Consider the following 21,618-nt stretch of genomic DNA (forward strand, 5'->3'; position numbering starts at 1 on the left):
TGCTACTGGGCTGCGGACTGGGCGTCGGCCCGGTGCCCGGCAGGAGTCGCCGGGCGCCGGGCCGACGGGTCGGAGTGACGCGGGTCAGGCGCCGGCTCGGGCGAGGTCCGCCTGTCCCGACTCGGCGGTCGCGTCGGCGTTGCCGTGCTCGTCGAGGCCGATCAGGCCGTAGTCCCAGCCCTTCCGGCGGTACACGACGCTCGGCCGGTGCGTCTCGGCGTCGATGAAGAGGTAGAAGTCGTGGCCGACGAGTTCCATGTGGTACAGCGCGTCGTCGACCGTCATCGGGGTGGCGTTGAACACCTTGCGCCGGATCACGACCGGTGAGTACGGCGCCTCCTCGGCGGAGGCGTCCGAGCTCTCCCGGACGATGGGGATCTCGCCGGTGCGCACGCGCTCGAGCACCTCGACGTCGGCGGCCTGCACGCCGACGCCCGCGAAGCCGCCCTCGGTGGCCTCGCGCAGGGAGGTGGGGCGGCGACTGCCGCCGCGATGGACCTTGCGACGGTCCTTGGCCCGTCGGATGCGCTCGAGCAGCCGCCCGAGCGCGACGTCGAACGCCGCGTACTTGTCCGAGCCGTCGGCTTCGGCCCGGACGAGGGGCCCCTTGCCGACGAGGGTGAGCTCGACGCGGTCCAGCCCGGAGTTGCCGTTCTTCTCGTTGTGCCTGCTGACCTTGACGTCGAGCGAGATCGCACGGTCCGAGAGGTTGGACACCTTCTCGGCCTTCTCAGCCGCGTAGGCGCGGAATCGATCGGTCACTTCCAGGTTGCGTCCGACGATGTTCAGTTCCATGACGACCTCCATCCACCGGCGTGTCACCCGGGTTGGAAGGGTGGTTCGACCACGCCTGTCCTGACACCGTAGTCCGCCCGCCCGCCGATGTCACGGGCCGTTCACCAACTGGCAGGGAGATCTCCGGGACGCGCCTGGGCGTGTGGGCCACGACCGCCGCGGCCTGCACGGTGCCGCCCGCCGAACGGATGGCGCGGACCGCCTCCGCGAGCGTCGAGCCGGTGGTGACGACGTCGTCGACGACCAGGAAGGTGCGCCCGTCGAGGCGGCGCAGCGGGGCCATGGATCCCGCGGCGTTCGCCCGCCGCGCCTCGCGACCCAGGTGGGCCTGGTCGAGCCGTCCCTCCCGCGTGCGGAGCACCGCCGGGGCGCGGTAGCCGGCGCGGCCGAGGAGCAGGCGGACCGGTTCGTACCCGCGCTCGCGCCGCGCGGCCCGGGTGGACGGCACCGCGGCGATCTCGAGCCGCGTCGTCGGCATCCCGCCGACCGGGTCGCGGCAGGCCGCCGCGAGGGCGGCGCGCAGGGCGGGGGCGAGCGCGGCCGCGGCATCCGTTCGCTGGGCGTCCTTCATCGAGCGGATGACGCTCGAGGCGATGCCCGCGTACTCGAGCCCGGCCCACACGGCGATGCCGTCGGTCCCGCCGAGGGCCGCCCGGCTCGTGCGGACCGGCGCGGGCTCGAGCGCGGCACGGCACGCGTCGCACACCGAGCGATCGGGCGCGCCGCACCCGGCGCAGTCGACCGGCAGCACGAGCGCGAGGGCGTCGAGCACGGCGGCGCGCACGGGACGGGCGAGCGGAGGCACCCGGCCATCGTGAACCGCGACGCCCGCGGCATCCGCTCGCCTCGGCGGGACGCGGACACCCGCATGGCGCACCGGACCCGTGGAGGACGAGTCAGCCGGACTGCTGCGTGGCGAGGAAGCGGATGCCGCGGTCCTGGACCTGCCACGTCGCGCCGGCCCGGGTGGCCAGGTCGCCCTCCGACGTCAGGACCCGGAGGTCGCGCTGGCTGTTCGCGCCATCGAGCTGCACCGCGCCCTCGGGCCCCTCGCCCGCGGTGTCCGGCGCACCGACCTCCTGCAGGCCGACCCGCGCCCCCGACGCCGACGCCGTCAGCACGCCGATCGACCCCGAGTCGAGCCAGGCGAGGTCGAGCGGCTCGCCGACCGCCCCCGCGAGCTCGAGAACCACGGGCCCGAGGGCGACCGGAAGCCCGGCCTCGTCGCGCTGGATCGACGCGACGACCACACGCGATCGTGCCCCGTCGGCCAGGAGGGCCGCGAGCCGCGTACCGTCGCGCGACACCTCGATCGCCGCGATGCGCGACCCGCTCCACGGAACCGGGATCTGCTCGGCGGCCGAGCCGTCGACCGCGAACCAGGCGAGCGCGTCGGGCGCGTCGCCCGGCACGGACCACACGACGTCGTCGATGTCGAGCGCCGGCACCACGAGCCCGTCGCGCGGGTCGAGCCGCACGGGCTCCTCGTCGGCACGCACCAGCCAGACCCCGTCGGCGGCGCGCACCGCGGCGGCGTCGTCGCCGGGACCGAGCGCCGCTCCGGTCGGCTCGAGGGCGACGACCTGCTCGGAGACGCCCGGTATGGGCGAGAGCTCGTCGCCACTCGACAGGAAGCCGAACGCCTCGCCGTCGTACACGACCGGCCTCGGGTCGATGCGCAGCGTGCGCTGCGGCTCCTGCGCGAGGTCGGGCGCCTCCACGGGCGCGCCGTTCAGCGCGAGCTCGACGTTGCGGACGTTCCGAACCCCGGCGAGGCTCTGCTCGAGCTGGTACTGCATGCGCTGCACCGTCAGCAGGTTGTCGAAGGCCGCGCCGACGAGCGAGACCTCGGCGACGCCGTCGGTGACCGGCACGGTCGCGGGATCGAGCGTCACGTCCTCGGGGATCGCCGACACCACCGCGGGCGCGAGCCATTCCGCCGGCCCGGCGAGGAGGGCGCGCACGATGCTCGTCTGTGCGGATTCCCGCCCGGCGAACCAGCGCACGTCGGGCACGAGGAAGCGGTACTGGGGATCGAAGAACGCGAGCGTGTAGTCGCGGTACACGATCTGGAAGGTGGTCTCGTCGACCAGCAGGCCCGGCGGCGCGGCCGAGATGCGCCACTCGCCGTCGACCTGTTCGAACTCGTACTGGAGCTGGACCGGCGCGGTGGTCGCGGACTCGAGGTACTGGCCGTTCGGCGCGAGGCTGCCCGACGGCACCACCTGGACCCGGATGCCGCGCTCGCCGAACTGGTTGAAGGTGCGGTCGGCCAGCACGTCGATCGTGGTGCCGGCGTCGGCCGCCCACTCGCTCGCGAAGGCGGGCGTGAGGTACTCGCGGGCGATGTCGTAATTGCCGCGGGGGCTCGCGGCCGCCTCGATGAACCCCTCGAGGATCTGCTGCTGGGTTTCACCGCCCTGCGGCTGGCGGACGAGCACGTCGAGGTCCACGGGTTCGTCGGCCGGGCGCGCGACGCCCGCGTTGACGTTCCCGCTCGTCGGGATGGCCGCGCATCCCGTGAGCGTCGCGGCGATCGCGAGGGCGGCGATCGCGGCCGCGCGGCGGGCGAGATCACGCATCGTGGACCTCCCGGATCGCGGCGGTGTCGGTCGGATGGGTCGATGGCGGCCTCGGCTCGGTGGCATCCGGATCATCGGGCTCGAGCGACAGCGGCGGTACGACCGGCTCGATGCCGCGGCGCCGAGGGAGCGTGAGCCGGAACACGGTACCCCGCCCCTGCCGCGACCACACGTCGATCGTTCCCCCGTGCGCGACGGCGTCCTCGAGGGAGATGGCGAGCCCGAGCCCGGTGCCGCCGATGCTGCGACGGCGACTCGGGTCCGCCCGCCAGAACCGGTCGAACACCCGAGCGGCGTCCTCCTCGCTCATGCCCATGCCGTAGTCGCGGACCGAGAGCGAGATCGCCGTCTCGTTGCTGTCGACCGAGACGACGATGGGGCGGCCCTCGCCGTGCTCGATCGCGTTGCCGACCAGGTTCCGCACGATGCGGCGGATGCGGCGCGGGTCGACGTCGGCGTCGAGGTGCCCGCCGGGCGCCTCGAGCCGGAGCTCGCTGCCGTGCTCGACGGCGAGCTCGTGCATCGACTCGATCGTCTCGCCGGCCAGGTGGACGAGGTTCGTGGGCTCCGTCTCGAGCTCCACCGAGCCGGCGTCGTACCGGCTGATCTCGAGCAGGTCGGCGAGCATGTTCTCGAACCGCTCGGTCTGGGTGCGCAGCAACTCCACCGTGCGGGCGGTCGCCGGGCGGAAGTCGTCCCGCTGCCCGTCGAGCACGTCGCCGGCCAGTCGGATGGTGGTCAGCGGCGTGCGCAGCTCGTGGGAGACGTCCGAGACGAACCGCTGCTGCATGACCGAGAGCTCGGCGAGTTCGCGGATGCGCGACTGCAGCGTGTCGGCCATGCCGTTGAAGGATGCCGCGAGCGTGGCGATCTCGTCCTCGCCCCGGACCGGCAGGCGCACGCCGAGGTCGCCCGCGGCGAGGCGCCGGCTCGTGGCCGCCACCGCCTGGATCGGCTCGATCACCCAGCGCACGACGACGAGCGTGATGGCCGACAGCAGGGCGATGAGCGCGACGGCGCCGACGGCGCCCGTCGCCTGCACGAACGCGAGCGTCTGCGCCGCATCCGCGAGGTCGTAGCCGATGTAGAGCTCGTAGAAGCCCGCGCCCGGGATCTCGAGCTGCGAGCCGACCATGATGCCCGGCACCGACTCGCCGCGGCTGTTGACGAGTTCGATCGACTGCCAGTACTGGCCGGTCGGGTTCTCCTGCACCCGCTCGCGCAGGTCGGCGGTGATGCGACCGCCGAGGTCGGGGCTCAGGAAGTCCGGCGGGGCGATCGACGCGGGCGGCGTCCCCGGCGCGCGGAACAGCGCGATGTCGGCGCTGCCGGAGACGCCGGTGACGGTCTGCAGCGCCGAGCTCGTGACGGCCTGGACCGAGGCGCGGTCCGCGGCATCCGACGACTCGAGGTATCGCTGGGCCGCGACCGTCGCCGTCGCGGACGAGGCCAGCACGCGGTCGACCTGGTCGGAGAACAGGTTCGAGGCGACGGTGAACGAGATCGTGAAGCCGATCACGAGGATCGCGAGGCTCGACAGCCCGAGCGTGATCAGGACGGTGCGGAACTGCAGCGAGCGCCGCCACAGCGTGCCGATGCGGCGGGACTGCGCGCGGATCCAGCCGAGGCTGCGCGCCGCCGGGTTCGCCGCCGCGGTCATCGCGCCCGTCTCAGGTGGTGGCGCCGGCGCGGTAGCCGACGCCGCGCACGGTCATCACGATGCGGGGGTTGTCGGGGTCGTGCTCGACCTTGGCGCGGAGCCGCTGCACGTGCACGTTCACCAGGCGCGTGTCGGCCTTGTAGTGGTAGCCCCAGACCTGCTCGAGCAGCATCTCGCGCGTGAACACCTGCTGCGGCTTCGACGCGAGCGTGAGCAGCAGGTCGAACTCGAGCGGCGTGAGGTTGATGCGCTCGTCGCCGCGGCGCACCTCGTGGCCGGCCGCGTCGATCACGAGGTCGCCGATCGAGATCGTCTCGACCGCCGACTCGGGCGCCGGCCGCAGGCGCGTGCGGATCCGGGCGACGAGCTCCTTCGGGTTGAAGGGCTTGACCATGTAGTCGTCGGCTCCGGACTCGAGCCCGCGCACGACGTCGGCCGTGTCGCTCTTGGCCGTGAGCATGATGATCGGCGTGCCCGACTCCGCACGGATGCGGCCGCACACCTCGATGCCGTCCATGCCGGGCAGCATGAGGTCGAGCAGCACCAGGTCGGGCTTGGTCTCGCGGAACGCGGCGACCGCGCCGGAGCCGTCGGCGCAGAACGACGGGTCGAACCCCTCGGTGCGCAGCACGATGCCGATCATCTCGGCGAGGGCCGTGTCGTCGTCGACGACGAGTACGCGTGGCGTCATCCGTTGCTCTCCGTCGTTGCCGGCGCGCCGCCGGCGGGGAACCAGGTGCCTCCAGCGTAGTGGCTCGACAGCCGGGACCGGCCGGGGCGGGCCTGTGGCAGCATTGGGGCAACCCCGGAGAAGGAGCGCCGCACGTGCCCGACCACGACTGGAAGCCGCCCGTCGGCGGTCCCGACGACGCGACGGATGCCACGGGCGCAGGCCCCGCGCCCGGTCCGACCCCGCCGGTGCCGCCGGTGGCGCCCCCGCTCCCGCCCGCGGCACCCCCGCCCTACGGACCGCCGTCTGGATACGCGTCCGCTCCCGGGCCGTACGAAACGGCTCCCGGGCCGTACGGCGCGGCCCCCGGCCAGTACGGCGTGGCCCCGGGCCAGTACGGCGCGGCCCCCGGCCCGGCCGGCTGGACGCCGCCGCCGAAGCCGGGCCTGCTCCCCCTGCGGCCCATGTCGTTCGGCACGCTGCTCTGGGCCCCCTTCCGCACGCTCCGCCGCAACCCCGCGCCCGTGTTCGGGACGGGCCTCGTCGTGCAGCTCGTGTCGGCGATCGCGTCCGCCGCCGTGTTCGTGCCCCTCTTCTTCTGGATCTTCTCGCGCGTCGAGACGGCGAGCGAGGCCGACCTCGACGCGATCCTCTCCGGCGCCGTCGGCTGGGTGGTCCTGCTCTCGCTCGTGCCGATCGCGGTCTCGGTGGTCGCGGCCGCATTCCTGCAGGGCGTGATGGTCGTGGAGGTCGCGAGCGGCACCCTGGGCGAGAAGCTCACGTTCGGACAGCTCTGGCGCCGGGCCGCGCGCCGCATCGGCCCGCTGATCGGCTGGACGCTCCTCGTCGGCGCGGTCGTGCTCGTCGTGCTCGGGCTCGTGTTCGGCGGCGTCATCGCGGCCGCGTTCATCTCCCCCGAGGCGGCGCTCACGGCGGCGGGTCTCGCCGTCGTGGCCGTGCTCGGACTGGTCGTGCTCGGCGCGTGGCTCGGCACGAAGCTCGCGCTCGTGCCGAGCGTCATCGTGCTCGAGCGCGCGGGCATCGGCCGTTCCATGCGCCGCTCGTGGGCCCTCACGAACGGCAACTTCTGGCGCACGTTCGGCCTGATCCTCCTGGTCGGGCTGATCCTGTCGTTCGCCGCGCAGGTGGTGGTGCAGCCCGTGTCGCTGCTCGGCACCATCCTCGCGAGCGTGCTCGACCCCGGCGCGGGCGAGACCTACCTGGCCATCTCGATCGCCACCACGATCGCGACGCTCGTCCTCTCGATCCTCATCGGCGCGATCACCTCGGTCGTGCAGGCGGCCCTCATCGCCGTCATCTACATCGACCTCCGGATGCGCGGCGAGGGGCTCGACCTCGAGCTCGAACGCCACGTCGAGGCCCGCGACGCCGGACGCGACGTGTCCGATCCGTACGAGACCGTGCCCGCGGCTCCGGCCGGGCCGCCGACTGCCGGCACCGCGCCGACGTGGTCCTGACCGGCCCCGTGCGGTGGGAGCCGCCGCTCGACCCCGACGCGCCCGAGGCGCGACGGTGGGTGCTGGACGAGCTCGCGAAGCCCGAGTACCGCGCGGCGGAGCCGACGGCGTTCGACCTGTTCGCCCAGGCGGTGCGCGACTGGCTCGTCGGCCTCTTCGAGGGCGCCGGCGGCCTCCCGATGCCGGCCCTCGCGCTCATCGCGGTCCTCGTCGTCGCCGCGCTCCTGGGCGTCGCCCTGCTCGTGTTCGGCCTGCCGCGGCTGCGCCGCCGGGCCGGGGCGCCCGTGCCGCTGTTCGACGACGGCGACGTGCGCGACGCCGCCGCCCTGCGCCGCGCAGCCGAGGCGGCCGCGGCATCCGGCGACTGGGCATTGGCCGTCCAGGAGCGGTTCCGCGCGATCGTGCGCTCGCTCGTCGAGCGCGAGCTCGTGCGGGTGCACCCGGGCACGACGGCCCACGGCATGGCGGATGCCGCGTCCCGGCCGTTCCCCGACCGAGCCGCCGAGCTCGAGTCCGCCGCGGCCGACTTCGACGCCGTGCGCTACCTCGGCCGTTCGGGCACCGAGGCGCAGTACCGCCGCGTGACGGCGCTCGAGTCCGCCCTCGCCGCGTCCCGTCCGGCCGGTTCCGGCGACGAGCTCGCCGCCCCGCTCGCGAGGAGCGGCGCATGAGCGCGCCGGCACCCGCGACCGTTCGCGGACCGATCGGCGCGGAGCCCGACGGCACCGGGCCGGACGGCGCGAACCGCGCGCTCACCCCTCGGCTCCGCACGCTCGCGCGCCGGCGGCGGCCCTGGATCGTCATCGCGGGCGCCGTCCTGCTCGGCGCGCTCGTGCTCGCGTTCGTCCAGGGCGTCGCCCGCCCCGCAGGGACGCCCATGAGCGTCGAGAACGCCGCACCCGGAGGCGCCCGCGCGCTCGCCCAGGTGCTCGCCGCGCGCGGCGTGGAGGTCGTCGAGGTCCGTTCGCTCGAGCAGGCCGAGCGTGCGGCGCGCGGCGGCGCGACCGTCCTCCTCCACGACGCGCAGGGACTGCTCGGTCGCGACGGCCTCGCCGACCTCGCGCGCGCCGCCGATCGCCTGGTCGTCGCGCGGCCCGACTTCGCCGCCCTCGAGGTGCTCGCGCCGGGGGTGCGACTCGCGGGTGCCGCCGGCGGGGCGCTCGACGACGTGGGCTGCGACCTCCCGGCCGCAGAGCGCGCGGGCGGGCTGTCGGCAGGACAGGGGCTCCTCACGGTCGACGACGAGGCCGCGGCATCCGGATTCGCCGGCTGCTTCGCCGACGACGAGGCGTACGCCGTCGTCACCGGCCCCGCACCGGGCGGAGCCGAGGTCGCGCTCGTCGGATCGACCGCGCCGTTCGTCAACGAGACCGTCGGCGAGGCCGGCAACGCCGCGCTCGTGATCGGGCTCCTCGGCACGACCGACGAGCTGGCGTGGTACCTGCCGGGGCCGGCGGATGCCGACGTCGCGGCCGCGCCCACCCTGCAGGAGCTCATCCCGGGCTGGGTCAGCCCGGTGCTCGTCCTGGCCGCCCTCGTGGTCGTCTCCGCGGGGATCCAGCGCGGACGCCGCTTCGGTCCGCTCGTCGTCGAGGACCTCCCCGTGCACGTGCCCGCCGGTGAGACGGGCGAGGGCCGCGCCCGGCTGTACGCGCGCTCGTCCGCCCGGGTCCGGGCCCTCGACCAGCTGCGGATCGGCACCGTCCGGCGCCTGCAGGACCTGCTGCGCCTGCCGAGGTCCGCGCACGTCGACGTCGTCGTCACGGCGGCCGCCGCCGCGATCGGCCGCGACGCGGCATCCGTTCGACGCCTGCTCGTCGACGACCTGCCCGGCGGCGACCGCGACCTGGTCTCGCTCGCCCGCGACCTCGACGACCTCGAGCGGCGCGTGCGCGCGGCGCTCCGCCCCGACTCCCCCGACGCATCCGCACCGACAGGAAGGCGACCATGACCGACCCGCTCCACGACGAGGCGACGCCGCACGACGCGACCCGCGACGACGCCGCGCTGCGCGCCGCGCTCGACCGCGTCCGCACCGAGGTCGGCAAGGCCGTCGTCGGCCAGGACGGCGCCGTCACCGGCCTCATCATCGCGCTCCTCGCCGACGGGCACGTCCTGCTCGAGGGCGTTCCCGGCGTCGCGAAGACCCTGCTCGTGCGCACGCTGAGCCGCACGCTGCACCTCGAGACGCGGCGCGTGCAGTTCACGCCCGACCTGATGCCGGGCGACATCACCGGGTCGCTCGCGTACGACCCCCGCTCGGGCGAGTTCGCGTTCCGCGAGGGCCCCGTCTTCACGAACCTGCTGCTCGCCGACGAGATCAACCGCACGCCGCCGAAGACCCAGTCGGCGCTGCTCGAGGCCATGGAGGAACGGCAGGTGTCGGTCGACGGCGTGACCCGGCCGCTGCCCTCGCCGTTCCTCGTCGCCGCGACCCAGAACCCGATCGAGTACGAGGGCACGTACGCGCTCCCCGAGGCGCAGCTCGACCGGTTCCTGATGAAGCTCGTGCTCGAGGTGCCCGAGCGCGACGCCGAGGTGTCGGTGCTGCGTCGCCACGCCGACGGCTTCGACCCGCACGACCTCGCGGCCGCGGGCGTCGAGCCCGTGGTCGGCGCCGCCGAGCTCGCTGCGGCCCGGACCGCCGCCGGTCGCGTGGGCGTCGGCGACGACGTGCTCGGGTACGTGGTCGACCTCGCGCGCGCGACGCGACGGAGCCCGTCCATGCGGCTCGGCGTGAGCCCGCGCGCTGCGACGGGCCTGCTCGCCGCCGCGAAGGCGTGGGCCTGGCTCACCGGATTCGAGAAGGTCACGCCCGATCACGTGCAGGCCATGCTCCTGCCCGTGTGGCGGCACCGCGTGCAGCTGCGTCCCGAGGCCGAACTCGAGGGCGTGGCGGTCGACCAAGTGCTGCGCGGCATCGTGCAGCAGGTGCAGGTGCCGCTCTAAGCCATGTCCGTCACCGGCCGTTTCACGTTCCTCGTCGCCCTCGGCGTCGTGCCCGTCGTCCTGCTCGGCGCCGACGCCGCGGCGGCGTGGGCGGCGCTCGGCGGGTGGCTCGTGCTCGCGATCGGCCTGGGGGTGGTCGACCTCTCGCTCGCGGCGTCGCCGCGGCGGGTCGCCGTCGCACGCGACCTGCCCGATCGGGTGCGGCTCGGCGAGACCGTCGAGTCCGTCGTGGTGGTGCGCAACCTCGGCGAGCGGATGCTGCGCGCCACCGTGCGCGACGGCTGGCCGCCGTCCGCGGGCGTGTCCGGGCGGAACCGAGCGAACGTCGACGTGGCGCCGCGCGAGGGTCGCCGGATACACCAGCAGCTCACCCCGACCCGCCGCGGCGACCGTCGCACGGAGGCGGTCACCATCCGCTCCTACGGCCCCATGCGCCTCTGGGCACGACAGGCGACGCTCGCCGCCCCCGGCCGGCTGCGCGTGCTGCCGCCCTTCCACTCGCGCGCCCACCTGCCGTCGCGCCTCACGCGCCTGCGAGAGCTCGACGGTCGCACGCCGCTGCTGATCCGCGGGCAGGGCACGGAGTTCGACTCGCTCAGGGAATACGTGCGCGGCGACGACGTGCGCTCGATCGACTGGCGCGCGACCGCCCGGCGATCCGACCCGGAGCAGCCCGGCTCGATGCGGCTCATGGTGCGCACGTGGCGGCCCGAGCGCGACCGCCGGATCGTGATCGTCGCCGACACCTCGCGCACGGCCGCGGCCCGGATCGGCGACGAGCCCCGGCTCGACACGGCGTTCGAGGCGTCGCTGCTGCTGGCCGCGCTCGCGAGCCACGCGGGCGACCGCGTCGACTTCCTCGCCTGGGACCGTCGGCTCCGCGGCCGAGTCCACGGCGCCGCCGGGCCGGAACTGCTCGCGCGCATGGTCGACACGATGGCCGGGATCGACGCCGAGCTCGTGGAGGCGGACTGGGCGGGCCTGCCCGCGCAGGTGCGCCGCGTGACGAGCCGCCGCGCGCTCGTCGTGCTCCTCACCGCCGCCGACGCCCCCGGCAGCTCGCGCGGGCTGCTCGGCACCCTCCCGCAGCTCACGGCCCGCCACCGGGTCGTCGTCGCCTCCGTCGTCGATCCGGCGCTCGCAGGCGCGGTCGGCCGACGCGACGAACTCTCGGACGTGTACGCCGCGGCTGCGGCCGAGCGGTCCCGTCTCGACGCGGAGCGCGTCGCCGCGGCGGTCGGGCGCCTCGGTGCGTCGAGCGTCAGCGCGGCCCCGCACGACCTGCCCCCGGCACTCGCGGACCACTACCTCGCGCTCAAGGCCGCCGGGCAGCTCTGAGCGCCGCCGAGCGGTCAGCCGGCGACGGCCCGCCGGGCGCCCGCGTCGAACGCCGTGAGATCGCCGGTCTCCCCCGCGCGGGCCGCACGACGACCGAGCACCAGCATCCAGACGAGCAGCCAGGCCAGTGCGAGCGCGCCGATGCCGATCTTCACGGGCCACGGCCACGGCGCGGGCGTCACGAACCCCTCGACGAGTCCGGCGACGAGGAGGAAGAACACGAGCCCCCCGGCGATCGTGAACAGCGACCGCGCGTCCTCGGCGAGCGCCTGACCGCGGGTGCGTGCGCCCGGCGCGACCCACGCCCAGAAGATGCGCAGGCCCGCCGCGGCCGCGACGAACACGCAGGTGAGCTCGAGGAGGCCGTGCGGCGCGATGTAGAGGAAGAACGTGTCGGCTTCGTCGTACGCGAACATGATCGCGGCCGTCACGCCGAGGTTCTGCGCGTTCTGCAGGATCACCCACGGCACCCAGACGCCGGTGATCCCGAAGGCCACGCACTGCGCCGCGATCCAGGCGTTGTTCGTCCAGACGGCCCCCGCGAACGACGCCGCCGGGTTCTCGGAGTAGTAGGCGACGAACCCCTCCTCGGCGATCTGCCGCAGCTCCTCCTCGCTGCCGAGGTTCGCCATCACCCGCGGGTCGGACAGGGCCCACAGCGCGTACAGCGCAGCGACGAGCACCGTGCCGACGGCCACGCCGAGCGTCAGCCAGCGGACCCGGTACAGGGCGGCGGGCAGGTGGACGAAGGCGAACCGGGAGAGCTGCCGGAGCGGGTTCTCGGGTGCCCCGGTGAAGCGCAGCCGCGCCCGCGCGAGCGAGATCGACAGCCGGTCGCCGAGCGCCGTGGACCCGGCGGTGGCCTGCACGAGCGAGAGGTCGGATGCGGCGGCCTGGTACCGCTCGATGAGCTCGTCGGCGCCCTCGCCGTCGAGCCGGGCGGTTCGGGAGAGCGCGTCGAGCCGCTGCCAGTCGTCATGGCGGGCTGAGGCGAGCGCGTCGAGGTCCATCTGCTTGAATACTAGCCATGCCCGACCCGACCGCCCCGGCCCGGTCGGCGGTGCGCGTCGACGACGAGGCGGTGCTCACCGGGGAGGCCGTGGCGCTCGACGTCCGACCGGCGAGCGCGGTGATGCGCGCCGGAGGTGCCCTGATCGACGTGGTCGTCACGGTCGTCCTCGGCCTCGCGGCGCTCCTCGCCATCGTGAACCTCGACCTCGACGAGGCCGCCGCCCGCGCGGTCGGCGTCGCGGTGATCGTCACCCTGCTCGTCGTGCTGCCCACGGCCGTTGAGACCGCCAGCCGCGGCCGCTCGCTCGGCAAGCTCGCCCTCGGCATCCGCGTGGTGCGCGACGACGGCGGCGCGATCGGCTTCCGGCACGCCCTCATCCGCGCACTGGTGGGCGTGCTCGAGATCTGGCTCACCTTCGGCGGCCTCGCGGTGCTCGTCGGGTTCCTCAACCCCGACTCGAAGCGCCTCGGCGACATCCTCGCCGGCACGCACGGTCAAGTCGAGCGCGTCCCGCGCTACGAGCCGCTCGCGTTCGGGGTGCCGGCCCCCCTCGCGCGCTGGGCCGCCACCGCCGACGTGGGCCGGCTCCCCGATCCGGTGGCGCGTCGCGTCGCCGCGTTCTTCCGCAACGCCGTGCACCTGGCCCCGGGCAGCCGGCAGCGCCTCGCGCAATCGCTCGCCGCCGAGGTCGCCCCGTACGTCTCACCCGTGCCCGCGGCCGATCCCGAGCTGTTCCTCGCGGCGGTCGCCGCCCTCCGTCGCGAGCGCGATCTCACCGCCCTCGCGCTCGAGCGACGACGGCTCGACGCGCTCGAACCGGTGCTCGAGTCGCGCCCGGTCGGGTTCCCCGAGCGCTGACCCGGCGACCGGCGCAGGCAGACGGATGCCGCGGGCGCGACGTGCGCCCGCGGCATCCGTTCGCCGGCCGGATCAGTACCGGTAGTGGTCGACCTTGTACGGCCCCTCGACGGGCACCCCGATGTAGGCCGCCTGCTCGGGCGTGAGCACCGTGAGCTCGACCCCGAGCGCGTCGAGGTGGAGGCGCGCCACCTTCTCGTCGAGGTGCTTGGGGAGCACGTACACGCCGACCGGGTACTCGTCTGGCCGGGTCCACAGCTCGATCTGCGCGAGCACCTGGTTGGCGAACGAGTTCGACATGACGAACGACGGGTGGCCGGTGGCGTTGCCCAGGTTCATCAGGCGGCCCTCGGAGAGGACGAGCACGCTGCGGCCGTTGGGCAGGCGCCACTCGTGGACCTGCGGCTTGATCTCGACCTTCTCGGCGCCCTCGAGCGACTCGAGCGCGGCCATGTCGATCTCGTTGTCGAAGTGGCCCACGTTCGCCACGATCGCGAGGTGCTTCAGCGCGAGGAGGTGCTCGAGGCGGACCACGTCCTTGTTGCCCGTTCCCGTCACGAGGAGGTCGACCTGGTCGATGACGGACTCGAGCCGCGCGACCTGGTAGCCGTCCATCGCGGCCTGCAGCGCGTTGATGGGATCGATCTCGGAGACGATCACGCGCGCGCCCTGGCCGCGGAGCGCCTCGGCGGCGCCCTTGCCGACGTCGCCGTAGCCCGCCACGAAGGCGACCTTGCCGCCGATCAGCACGTCGGTCGCGCGGTTCAGCCCGTCGGGCAGCGAGTGGCGGATGCCGTACTTGTTGTCGAACTTCGACTTCGTCACCGAGTCGTTGACGTTGATCGCCGGGAATCGGAGCTCGCCCGCGGCGTGCAGCTCGTACAGGCGGTGCACGCCCGTGGTGGTCTCCTCCGTCACCCCGCGGATCTCGTCGGCGACCCGGCTCCACCGGTCGGGGCTGACCTCGAGCGACCGCCGCAGCGTGTCGAGCACGACGCGGTACTCCGCGCTCGCGTCATCCGTCGCCTCGGGCACCGAGCCGGCCGCCTCGAACTCGCGGCCGCGGTGCACGAGGAGCGTGGCGTCGCCGCCGTCGTCGAGGATCAGGTTCGGCCCGATCCAGTCGGCGCCCGCCGCCTCCGCCTCGGCCGACCAGTCGAAGATGCGGTCGGTGCACCACCAGTACTCCTCGAGCGTCTCGCCCTTCCACGCGAAGACCGGCACGCCCTTCGGGTCGTCGACCGTGCCGTCCGGGCCGACGACGACCGCCGCGGCCGCCTCGTCCTGCGTCGAGAAGATGTTGCAGCTCGCCCAGCGCACCTGCGCGCCGAGCGCCGTGAGCGTCTCGATGAGCACCGCCGTCTGCACCGTCATGTGCAGGCTGCCCGCGATCCGGGCGCCGGCGAGCGGCTGGGACGCGGCGAACTCCTCGCGCAGCGCCATGAGGCCGGGCATCTCGTTCTCGGCCAGCCGCAGCTGGTGCCGGCCCGACTCGGCGAGCGAGAGGTCGGCGACCTTGAAGGGCAGGGCGGATGTCGCAGTGGAGGTGGCGAGCGTCATGGGCTCCATTCTCGCAGGCGCGCCGCCCCGCGAGGACGTCAGGCCCGGATGAGGCCCAGCACCTCGTCGCGGATCGCGGCCATGGTCGCGGCATCCTCGCCCTCGACGTTCAGCCGGAGCAGCGGCTCGGTGTTCGACGGCCGCACGTTGAACCACCAGAACGGGGCGTCCTCGGCGGTGATGCCCGTGACCGTGAGCCCGTCGAGCTCGTCGAAGTCGGCGCGACCGGTGAACGCCTCGACGATGCGCGCATACGCCGCCGGGACGTCCTCCACCGTCGAGTTGATCTCGCCCGAGAGCGCGTACGGGGTGAACCGCGCGGCGAGCTCCGACAGGGGCGCCTGCTGGCTGCCGAACTCCGCGAGCAGGTGCATGGCGGCGAGCATGCCGTTGTCGGCGCTCCAGAAGTCGCGGAAGTAGTAGTGGGCCGAGTGCTCGCCGCCGAAGACGGCTCCCGTCTCGGCCATGCGGTCCTTGATGAGCGAGTGACCGACCCGCGTGCGCACGGCGATGCCGCCGGCCGCCTCGACCGCCTCGGGGACGAACCGCGAGGTGATCAGGTTGTGGATCACCGTGGGCTGCTCCTCGCCGAGGGCGCGCACGCGGGCGATCTCGCGCAGTGCGACGATCGCCGCGACCGCCGAGGGGTCGACCGCCTCGCCACGCTCGTCGACGACGAAGCAGCGGTCGGCGTCGCCGTCGAACGCGAGGCCGAGGTCGGCGCCGTGCTCGACGACGGCGCGCTGCAGGTCGACGAGGTTCGCCGGGTCGAGGGGGTTCGCCTCGTGGTTGGGGAACGTGCCGTCGAGCTCGAAGTAGAGGGGCACGATCTCGAGCGGCAGCGACGGCAGTCCGGCGGCGTCGCCCAGCACGGCCGGAACGGTCAGCCCGCCCATGCCGTTGCCGGCATCCACCACGACCTTCAGGGGTCGGATGCCGGCGAGGTCGACGAGCGAGCGGAGGTGCGCGGCGTAGTCCGCGAGCACGTCGAGCTCGCGGACCGTGCCGGGCGACGCCACGGGCGGCACGCCGCCGGCGTCGAGGTAGTCGCCCGCGCGGTCGCGGATGGCCGCGAGACCCGTCTCGAGCGAGATGCCCTGCGCGCCGGCGCGCGAGAACTTGATGCCGTTGTACGCGGCCGGGTTGTGGCTGGCCGTGAACATCGCCGCGGGCGCGTCGAGCGAGCCCGAGGCGAAGTAGGTCTCGTCGGTCGAGCACAGTCCGATCGCCACGACGTCGGCCCCGCGGGCCGTCGCCCCGCGGGAGAAGGCCGCGGCGAAGCCCGGGGACGAGTCGCGCATGTCGTGTCCGACGACGATGCGCCCGCCGGCCGCACCGACCTCGTCGGCGAAGGCCGCGCCGAGGGCCTCCACCACGTCGTCGGTCAACGCCTCGCCCACGATCCCCCGCACGTCGTAGGCCTTCACGCTGGCGTCGAGGCGCGCTCGAGCGCCCGAGGAAACGGCGGGATTCATGCGGTGAACCCTACCTCACCGAGGGTCACGTGCCGAATGATCTGCCATCCCCGCGGAGCCGACGTGCGCTCGGCGTGGCGGGCGCACAGATCGTACGAATGGGGCTCGCGCGTGAAGGCGAGCGGACCCAGGACGGCCATCGAATCGGCGTAGTCGTACGTGAGCGTCGCGACCGCCTCGGCGGCGCATGCGGTGCGCGAACAACGTCTCATGGCCACCCCAGCGTAGCGACCGGGCGCGCCGCTAGAGTGGATTCATGCCCCGATCCCGCCGTGTCGCCTCGGCATCCTCGGCGCGGCGCCGCTCGCGCGATCGGCACGGGCGCGGCATGCGCTCGCCGGTCACCGGACCGCACCTCGAGCCCCTCCGCACGCGCATCGAGGAGTTCGACGTGACGGTCGCCTCCACGGCGGCCTACCTCCGGGGGCTCTGGCCCGATCTCGAGGGCGTGGTCTTCCAGGTGGCCGACGCGCCGGCCGAGGCCATCCACGACGATCACGTCGATCGCTGGAAGGTCCTCCACGACGAGCGTCGCATCGTCTTCTTCCGGCTGCCCATCGTCCGGTTCCTGCGCACGCAGGAGGGCGAGGAGAAGGACGAGAAGCTCCTCATCGAGAGCTGCGTCTTCCGCGCCGTCGCCGACTTCCTCGGCCGGGACCCGTGGGAGCTGGCACCCGGACGCTACCGCCACCTGTGACGGTCGCCGGCCGTCACTGCGGGTAGACGCGCACCGGCGCGTCGAGCGGTCCCGGCGGGGCGACCGGCATCGCCGCGATCGCCTCGGGCTCGCCGAACGTCAGGCTCGCGTGCAGTCCCTGCACGTCTTGGAGGACGACGCGCTCCCCCGGCTGGACCTCGACCGAGCTCGCCGTGCCGCCCTCGAGGGTGAGCTCGCGCTCGGAGGCGCCGGCGATGACGGTCGCGGTGACCGGCTCCGCTCCGGGGTTGGCGAGGTGGAGCACCGGCGAGGGCGCCTGCGGCACGGCGACCGCGGCGCGCTCGAGCAACGGACCGGTGGCCGCATGCCACGCGAGGTCGGCCATGACCGGCGCGTCCCCGGCGCGCTGGACGGTCGATCGGGCTGCGGCGACGACGGGGGCGTCGGCGTCCACCACGACGGTGTACCGCCCGGCGGCGAGCGTGCCGAGCGGGACGTCGCTCACCTGGCCGTCGACGAGTGACACGTCGACCAGTCCGACCTCGCTGCCCGTCGCGTCGAGCACGCGGACGACCGCGGCGACCTCGCCGCCCCCGGGGGCGTAGAGCCGGACCGCCGGATGGTCGTCGCCCTCCGCATGATCCTCCTGGGGGTCGACGCCGCGGGCGTCCACGACGGTGAACCCCGGGATGACCTGGCGCTCGGCCGGCAGTGCAGTCGGGGTGGAGAGCTCGACGCCCGCGGCATCCAGGCCGATGACCACCGAGTGCTGCAGCGATGCGGCGATGGGCGAGCCGGCGCTCGTGACGTGGACGACCGTCGATCGGACGTTCGGGGCGAGCCCGGCCAACGAGACGACGCGCTGCGTGCCCGGGGCGACGACGATCCCGAGGGCCCCCGGGGCCTCGACGGTGCCGGTCTCGCCGATGACGCGCACGTCAACGGTCGAGGCGACCTGGCCGGGATTGGCGAGCAGGACCAGTCCGGAGCGCCCGACGTCGGTCGCGCCGGCGACGAGCCACGACTCGGCGGCCGGCTCCGCGCACGCCGCGGCGGCGAGCCCCGACAGCGACTCCGCCGACGCCCGCTGCGCCTGCGCGGCCGCGAGCATCCCGCCGGCGACCGTTCCCGGCTCGGCGGAGATCGCGACGGGGCCGCCGTCGACGTCGGCCGCGGTGTTGTCGGGCGCCTCGACCGGCGACTGGTCGACCACCGCGTCGGCGGGATCGGCCGCGATGGCGACCGCCGCCGTGCCGACCGAGGAGGTCGAGGTCGCGTCGGCGCTGTCGCCGGCGAGTTCGAGCAGGGGTCCGGGACACACCCGCAGCTGCCGGCTCTCGGCGGGCTGCACGAGGGCGGAGGGCGGCTCGACGGCCTGCGACGGCAGGGTCACGAGCATTCCCGCGACGACCGCACCGGCGGCGGCCGCGGCGACGGCGACGACGGCGGCGGCGCGCCCGGTTCCGCGCAGGAGCGCCTTACGGTTCACGCGCATGGTCGTCTCCCCTCGGGTCGATGGCGGTCACGGCTGCGGCCTCAGCGGGCGGAACCCCGTCGGCGGGCGGCTCGTCATCGGGGGGCGGCGCCCCGTCGGCCGGCGGGGCCGTGTCGGCGGACGGCACCGTCCCGGCCGGCTCGGCCGACGGCGGAACCGCCGCATCCCCCTTGCCTCGACGTGCCCACCGGGGACGGCGGGACCGCGACGGATCGCGCGGCGGACGTCGTCGGTGCGGCGGTCGGCGGTCCGGTTCGCGACCGCCGCCCGTCGGGATCGAGAGCAGCAGCGCGGCGCCGATCACCACGAGCTGGCCGGCCACGATCCAGGCCGCATACGCGGGCGGTTCCGGGATCTGCGCACCCGGGGCGTCGGGCTGGGCGCCCGTGAACCGCCAGAGCGTGCCGAAGTCGGTCTCGCCAACGGGGAGCACCTGCGGGTTCGCGTCGAGGGCGACCCGTGCTCGGCGTTCGACGGCGGCGGTCGCGGCGTCCTCGTCCGCCGACGCGAGGAGCACGAACGAGAGGCCGAACCGCTCGACGTCCGCGGAGGCGTCGTAGCCGCTGCGCGAGACCAGGTTGCCCGCGAGGGAGGCCACGGCCTCGGTCGTCGGCGTCAGCCGCTCGCGGGTCGCGGCGAGCGTCGACTGCACGTCGAGCGTCGCACCGCTGCCGCGTTCGATGGTCGAGCGGATGCCGCCGTCCGACGTGGGCTCGAGCCGGAGCGTTCCGACGCGCGGGTCGTTCGCGGCCTCCGCCACGACGAAGGCGGGGAGGATCCGCGCCGGTGCGGGGCCGACGGCGGTGCGGCCGAGCGCCGTGGCGACGAGCGTGGGGGCGACCGCAGCGAGGGCGAGGACGCCGACCAGGGCCGCGACGGGTGCCGCGCCGCGCGGCAGCGCGTCGAGCGCGAGCACCGCGGCCGCGACGAGGCCGAACCACATCAGGCTGAGCGCCGCGCCGGTCCAGAGGGCGACGGGACGCTCGCCCGTCGAGGCCACCGCGAGATGCGCGGCGGCGACGGCGGTCGCGTAGCCGAGGGCGGCGAGCGCCAGGGCGAGCAGGCCGCCCCGGTACCGCCTGGAGCCGACGACCGCGACGGCCGTGAGGGCGAGCGGGGCGAGCAGCGCGGCGAGCACGATCGGGGCCGGCACGGCCGCGGCGACGAGGCCGCCGAAGGCGTCCTCCCAACGGCCCCAGGTCCCCGACGCCTGGCCGAGCGCGGTCTGCCCCGGGGAGGGCATCGCCGACGGGCGCTGCACTCCGGGGTCGGCGAGCAGCCCGAACGGCGTACCGCGGGCGACCTGCTCGAGGATCAGGGGAAGGAACAGCGCGAGCGCCGGCAGCGGGATGCCCGCGAGGCGCACCGCGGCCCGGCCGCTCAGCAGCAGCGCGGCGATCCACGCGAGGACCATCGCCGGGGCGAGGCTCGGGGCGCACGCGATCACGATCGCGAACGCGAGCGAGGCCGCGGCGGCCGCCGCCCACGAGGTCGCGGCCGCGAACATGAGGACGGCGAGCCACGGCAGCAGGATGTGCACGATGACCGCGGCAGGCCGGCCGGCGGCCAGCGAGTCGAGCAGCGGCGGCGCGGCGGCCCACAGGACCCCGCCGAGCACGCGCAGCGAGGTGCGCTCGGTGAGCCTGGCGGCGGCGAACCACCCGCCGAGGCTCGACAGCGGGATGGCGAGCAGCCAGAGGGCGAGCAGCGCCCAGGACGGATTCCAGAAGGCGGTGCTGCCGAGCAGGGCCAGCACGCCCGCGAAGGGGTCCGCGGCACCGGTGAACCCGCCGTCCACGTCGCGCCACCCGTAGGCGGCGTTGCGCCAGAGCGTCGGGAGGTCGTCGGACAGCGGCAGCAGGGCGCCGCCGGCGATGCCGCCGGCGGCGAGCAGCGGGGCGAAGAGCACTCCGGATGCCACGAGCGCGCCGAGCAGCACCCACCCACCGCCGGTCGCGAAGAACTGGACGTCCTCGACGCGGCCTCGCGCACGCTGCCGGCGTGCCTCGGCGGCCTGCTGTCGTCGGAGGCGGACCTCGTCGCGGCGGACGCGGAGCGGGGCGACCGAGGACCAGCGCGCCGTCCGCGTCGTGGCCGCCCGCTTGCGTGCCCGGAGCACGCGGCCCGGTCGGGCCATGACGCCGACCGCGGCGCGGAACTCGCCCGGGATCGCCCCGGGCGTCTTGACGAGGAGGTGGCGCAGGGAGCGGCCGATCGCGATCGGCAGGAGCGCCAGCCAGTGCAGCGGCACGAGGGCGGCGGGTGCCCAGGCGAGCCGCCGGTGGAGGCGGGCGGCGCGCGCCTCCCGCGCGCGGCGCCGGGCCGCGCGCCCGCCCCGGACGGATCCCGGACCGGCGATGCCCTCGTCGGCGAATCGGATCCTGGCCTCGGGGACCGCGACCACCCGGTAGCCCGCGAGCCGGGCCCGGGCGCCGAGGTCGAGTCCGTCGTCGACGGTGGGGAGCGCGGGATCGAATCCGTCGAGGCTCCGCCACAGCTCGTGCCGGACCAGCATGCCCGCTGGGTCGCCTCCGAGCACGTCGGAGAGGTCGTCGTGCTGGCCCTGGTCGAGCTCGTCCTCCACGATGGCGAGGCTGCGCCCGCCGCGCGTGACCGAGCGTCCGAAGCGCAGGATCCGTCCGGGCTCGTCCCACGCGACGAGCTTGGGGACCGCGATGCCGGCGGTCCGTGCGGTGGAGAGCGCCGCGGAGAGCGCCTCGAGCGCGCCCGGTTCGGGGGCGGCATCCTCGGTGAGCAGCCAGATCGCGTCGTCACCGGTGCCGGGCGGATCGAGCGTGGTCTCGATCGTGCGCACCGCGTCGCCGAACGGCAGCGGCGACTCGACCTGCACCACGCGTGCGGGGTGGGCGGCCTCGACGAGCGCGCGGGTCGCGTCATCGCTGCGCATCAGCACCACGGCGAGCGCGTCGACGGGCCGGCGCTGGGCGCGGATGGCGTCGAGCGTGGCACGGAGGCGGTCGCCGCCATGCTGCACGACGAGGACGGCGGTGACTCTGGGGAACATCGGGGCAAGCCTAGGCGGCGCGTCCCGTGGCATCCGTCAGCGGCCTCGGGCGTGCCTCGATTC

18 protein-coding genes are annotated in these 21,618 nt (G+C 74.8%); 7 read left to right on the plus strand and 11 right to left on the minus strand.

Annotated features, from left to right (window positions below; all coding sequences use genetic code 11):
- Positions 1–84: 84 nt before the first annotated feature.
- The 5 genes from hpf to mtrA form a co-directional block, all read right to left on the minus strand.
- Positions 85–795 (minus strand): ribosome hibernation-promoting factor, HPF/YfiA family, encoded by a 711-nt coding sequence (gene hpf / locus RH861_RS14640; RefSeq protein ID WP_310521604.1) that lies wholly within the window; start codon positions 793–795, stop codon positions 85–87.
- Positions 731–1,600, minus strand: a complete 870-nt coding sequence (locus RH861_RS14645; RefSeq protein WP_310521605.1) for a ComF family protein — start codon at positions 1,598–1,600, stop codon at positions 731–733. Before RH861_RS14645 ends, hpf begins: the two co-directional genes overlap by 65 nt.
- A 91-nt stretch (positions 1,601–1,691) precedes the next feature.
- The gene (locus RH861_RS14650) at positions 1,692–3,377 is read right to left on the minus strand and encodes an LpqB family beta-propeller domain-containing protein (protein ID WP_310521606.1); all 1,686 of its coding nucleotides are present in this window, start codon (positions 3,375–3,377) and stop codon (positions 1,692–1,694) included.
- Positions 3,370–5,037: an MtrAB system histidine kinase MtrB gene (gene mtrB, locus RH861_RS14655; RefSeq protein ID WP_310521607.1), complete on the minus strand. Its 1,668-nt coding sequence runs from the start codon at positions 5,035–5,037 to the stop codon at positions 3,370–3,372. The genes RH861_RS14650 and mtrB overlap by 8 nt, the downstream gene beginning before the upstream one ends.
- A 10-nt stretch (positions 5,038–5,047) precedes the next feature.
- Positions 5,048–5,728, minus strand: a complete 681-nt coding sequence (mtrA, locus tag RH861_RS14660; protein ID WP_067945115.1) for an MtrAB system response regulator MtrA — start codon at positions 5,726–5,728, stop codon at positions 5,048–5,050.
- A 134-nt stretch (positions 5,729–5,862) separates the two neighbouring features.
- Here mtrA and RH861_RS14665 point away from each other — a divergent pair, with 134 nt between their 5' ends.
- From RH861_RS14665 to RH861_RS14685, 5 genes are read left to right on the plus strand one after another with little or no spacing between them, the layout of a single operon-like run.
- Complete coding sequence (locus tag RH861_RS14665) at positions 5,863–7,185, plus strand: DUF7847 domain-containing protein (protein WP_310521608.1); 1,323 nt, start codon at positions 5,863–5,865, stop codon at positions 7,183–7,185.
- On the plus strand, positions 7,176–7,856 hold the full coding sequence (locus RH861_RS14670) for a DUF4129 domain-containing protein (protein WP_310521609.1): 681 nt from the start codon (positions 7,176–7,178) through the stop codon (positions 7,854–7,856). Before RH861_RS14665 ends, RH861_RS14670 begins: the two co-directional genes overlap by 10 nt.
- Positions 7,853–9,136, plus strand: coding sequence for a DUF4350 domain-containing protein (locus RH861_RS14675; protein ID WP_310521610.1), 1,284 nt, complete (start codon positions 7,853–7,855; stop codon positions 9,134–9,136). Before RH861_RS14670 ends, RH861_RS14675 begins: the two co-directional genes overlap by 4 nt.
- Positions 9,133–10,134, plus strand: a complete 1,002-nt coding sequence (locus RH861_RS14680; protein ID WP_067946757.1) for an AAA family ATPase — start codon at positions 9,133–9,135, stop codon at positions 10,132–10,134. Before RH861_RS14675 ends, RH861_RS14680 begins: the two co-directional genes overlap by 4 nt.
- Positions 10,135–10,137: 3 nt before the next feature.
- Positions 10,138–11,472 (plus strand): DUF58 domain-containing protein, encoded by a 1,335-nt coding sequence (locus RH861_RS14685; protein ID WP_310521611.1) that lies wholly within the window; start codon positions 10,138–10,140, stop codon positions 11,470–11,472.
- A gap of 14 nt (positions 11,473–11,486) precedes the next feature.
- Here RH861_RS14685 and RH861_RS14690 read toward each other — a convergent pair whose 3' ends face one another.
- Complete coding sequence (locus RH861_RS14690; protein ID WP_310521613.1) at positions 11,487–12,482, minus strand: stage II sporulation protein M; 996 nt, start codon at positions 12,480–12,482, stop codon at positions 11,487–11,489.
- Between the two features lie 17 nt (positions 12,483–12,499).
- Between RH861_RS14690 and RH861_RS14695 the strand changes: the two genes are divergently transcribed.
- Positions 12,500–13,342, plus strand: coding sequence for an RDD family protein (locus RH861_RS14695; RefSeq protein WP_310521614.1), 843 nt, complete (start codon positions 12,500–12,502; stop codon positions 13,340–13,342).
- 72 nt (positions 13,343–13,414) lie between these two features.
- On the opposite strand, the gene ahcY is transcribed toward RH861_RS14695, so the two are convergent.
- From ahcY to RH861_RS14710, 3 genes are read right to left on the minus strand one after another with little or no spacing between them, the layout of a single operon-like run.
- Complete coding sequence (gene ahcY / locus RH861_RS14700; protein ID WP_310521615.1) at positions 13,415–14,902, minus strand: adenosylhomocysteinase; 1,488 nt, start codon at positions 14,900–14,902, stop codon at positions 13,415–13,417.
- A gap of 38 nt (positions 14,903–14,940) precedes the next feature.
- Positions 14,941–16,377, minus strand: coding sequence for a phosphomannomutase/phosphoglucomutase (locus tag RH861_RS14705; RefSeq protein ID WP_310521616.1), 1,437 nt, complete (start codon positions 16,375–16,377; stop codon positions 14,941–14,943).
- Positions 16,374–16,589 carry a DUF3499 family protein gene (locus tag RH861_RS14710; RefSeq protein ID WP_067946745.1) on the minus strand — a complete coding sequence of 72 codons (216 nt, stop codon included), beginning with the start codon at positions 16,587–16,589 and terminating at the stop codon, positions 16,374–16,376. The genes RH861_RS14705 and RH861_RS14710 overlap by 4 nt, the downstream gene beginning before the upstream one ends.
- Positions 16,590–16,633: 44 nt before the next feature.
- On the opposite strand from RH861_RS14710, the gene RH861_RS14715 reads away from it, so the two are divergent.
- On the plus strand, positions 16,634–17,074 hold the full coding sequence (locus RH861_RS14715; RefSeq protein WP_248598336.1) for a metallopeptidase family protein: 441 nt from the start codon (positions 16,634–16,636) through the stop codon (positions 17,072–17,074).
- Between the two features lie 13 nt (positions 17,075–17,087).
- Here the strand turns inward: RH861_RS14715 and RH861_RS14720 are convergent, their stop codons facing one another.
- Positions 17,088–18,530 carry a DUF5719 family protein gene (locus RH861_RS14720; RefSeq protein WP_310521617.1) on the minus strand — a complete coding sequence of 481 codons (1,443 nt, stop codon included), beginning with the start codon at positions 18,528–18,530 and terminating at the stop codon, positions 17,088–17,090.
- Entirely contained in the window at positions 18,514–21,555 is a 3,042-nt protein-coding gene (locus RH861_RS14725; RefSeq protein WP_310521618.1) for a glycosyltransferase, read from the minus strand. The genes RH861_RS14720 and RH861_RS14725 overlap by 17 nt, the downstream gene beginning before the upstream one ends.
- Between the last annotated feature and the right edge of the window lie 63 nt (positions 21,556–21,618).

The organism is Agromyces indicus, assembly GCF_031432295.1.
GTDB lineage: Bacteria > Actinomycetota > Actinomycetes > Actinomycetales > Microbacteriaceae > Agromyces > Agromyces indicus.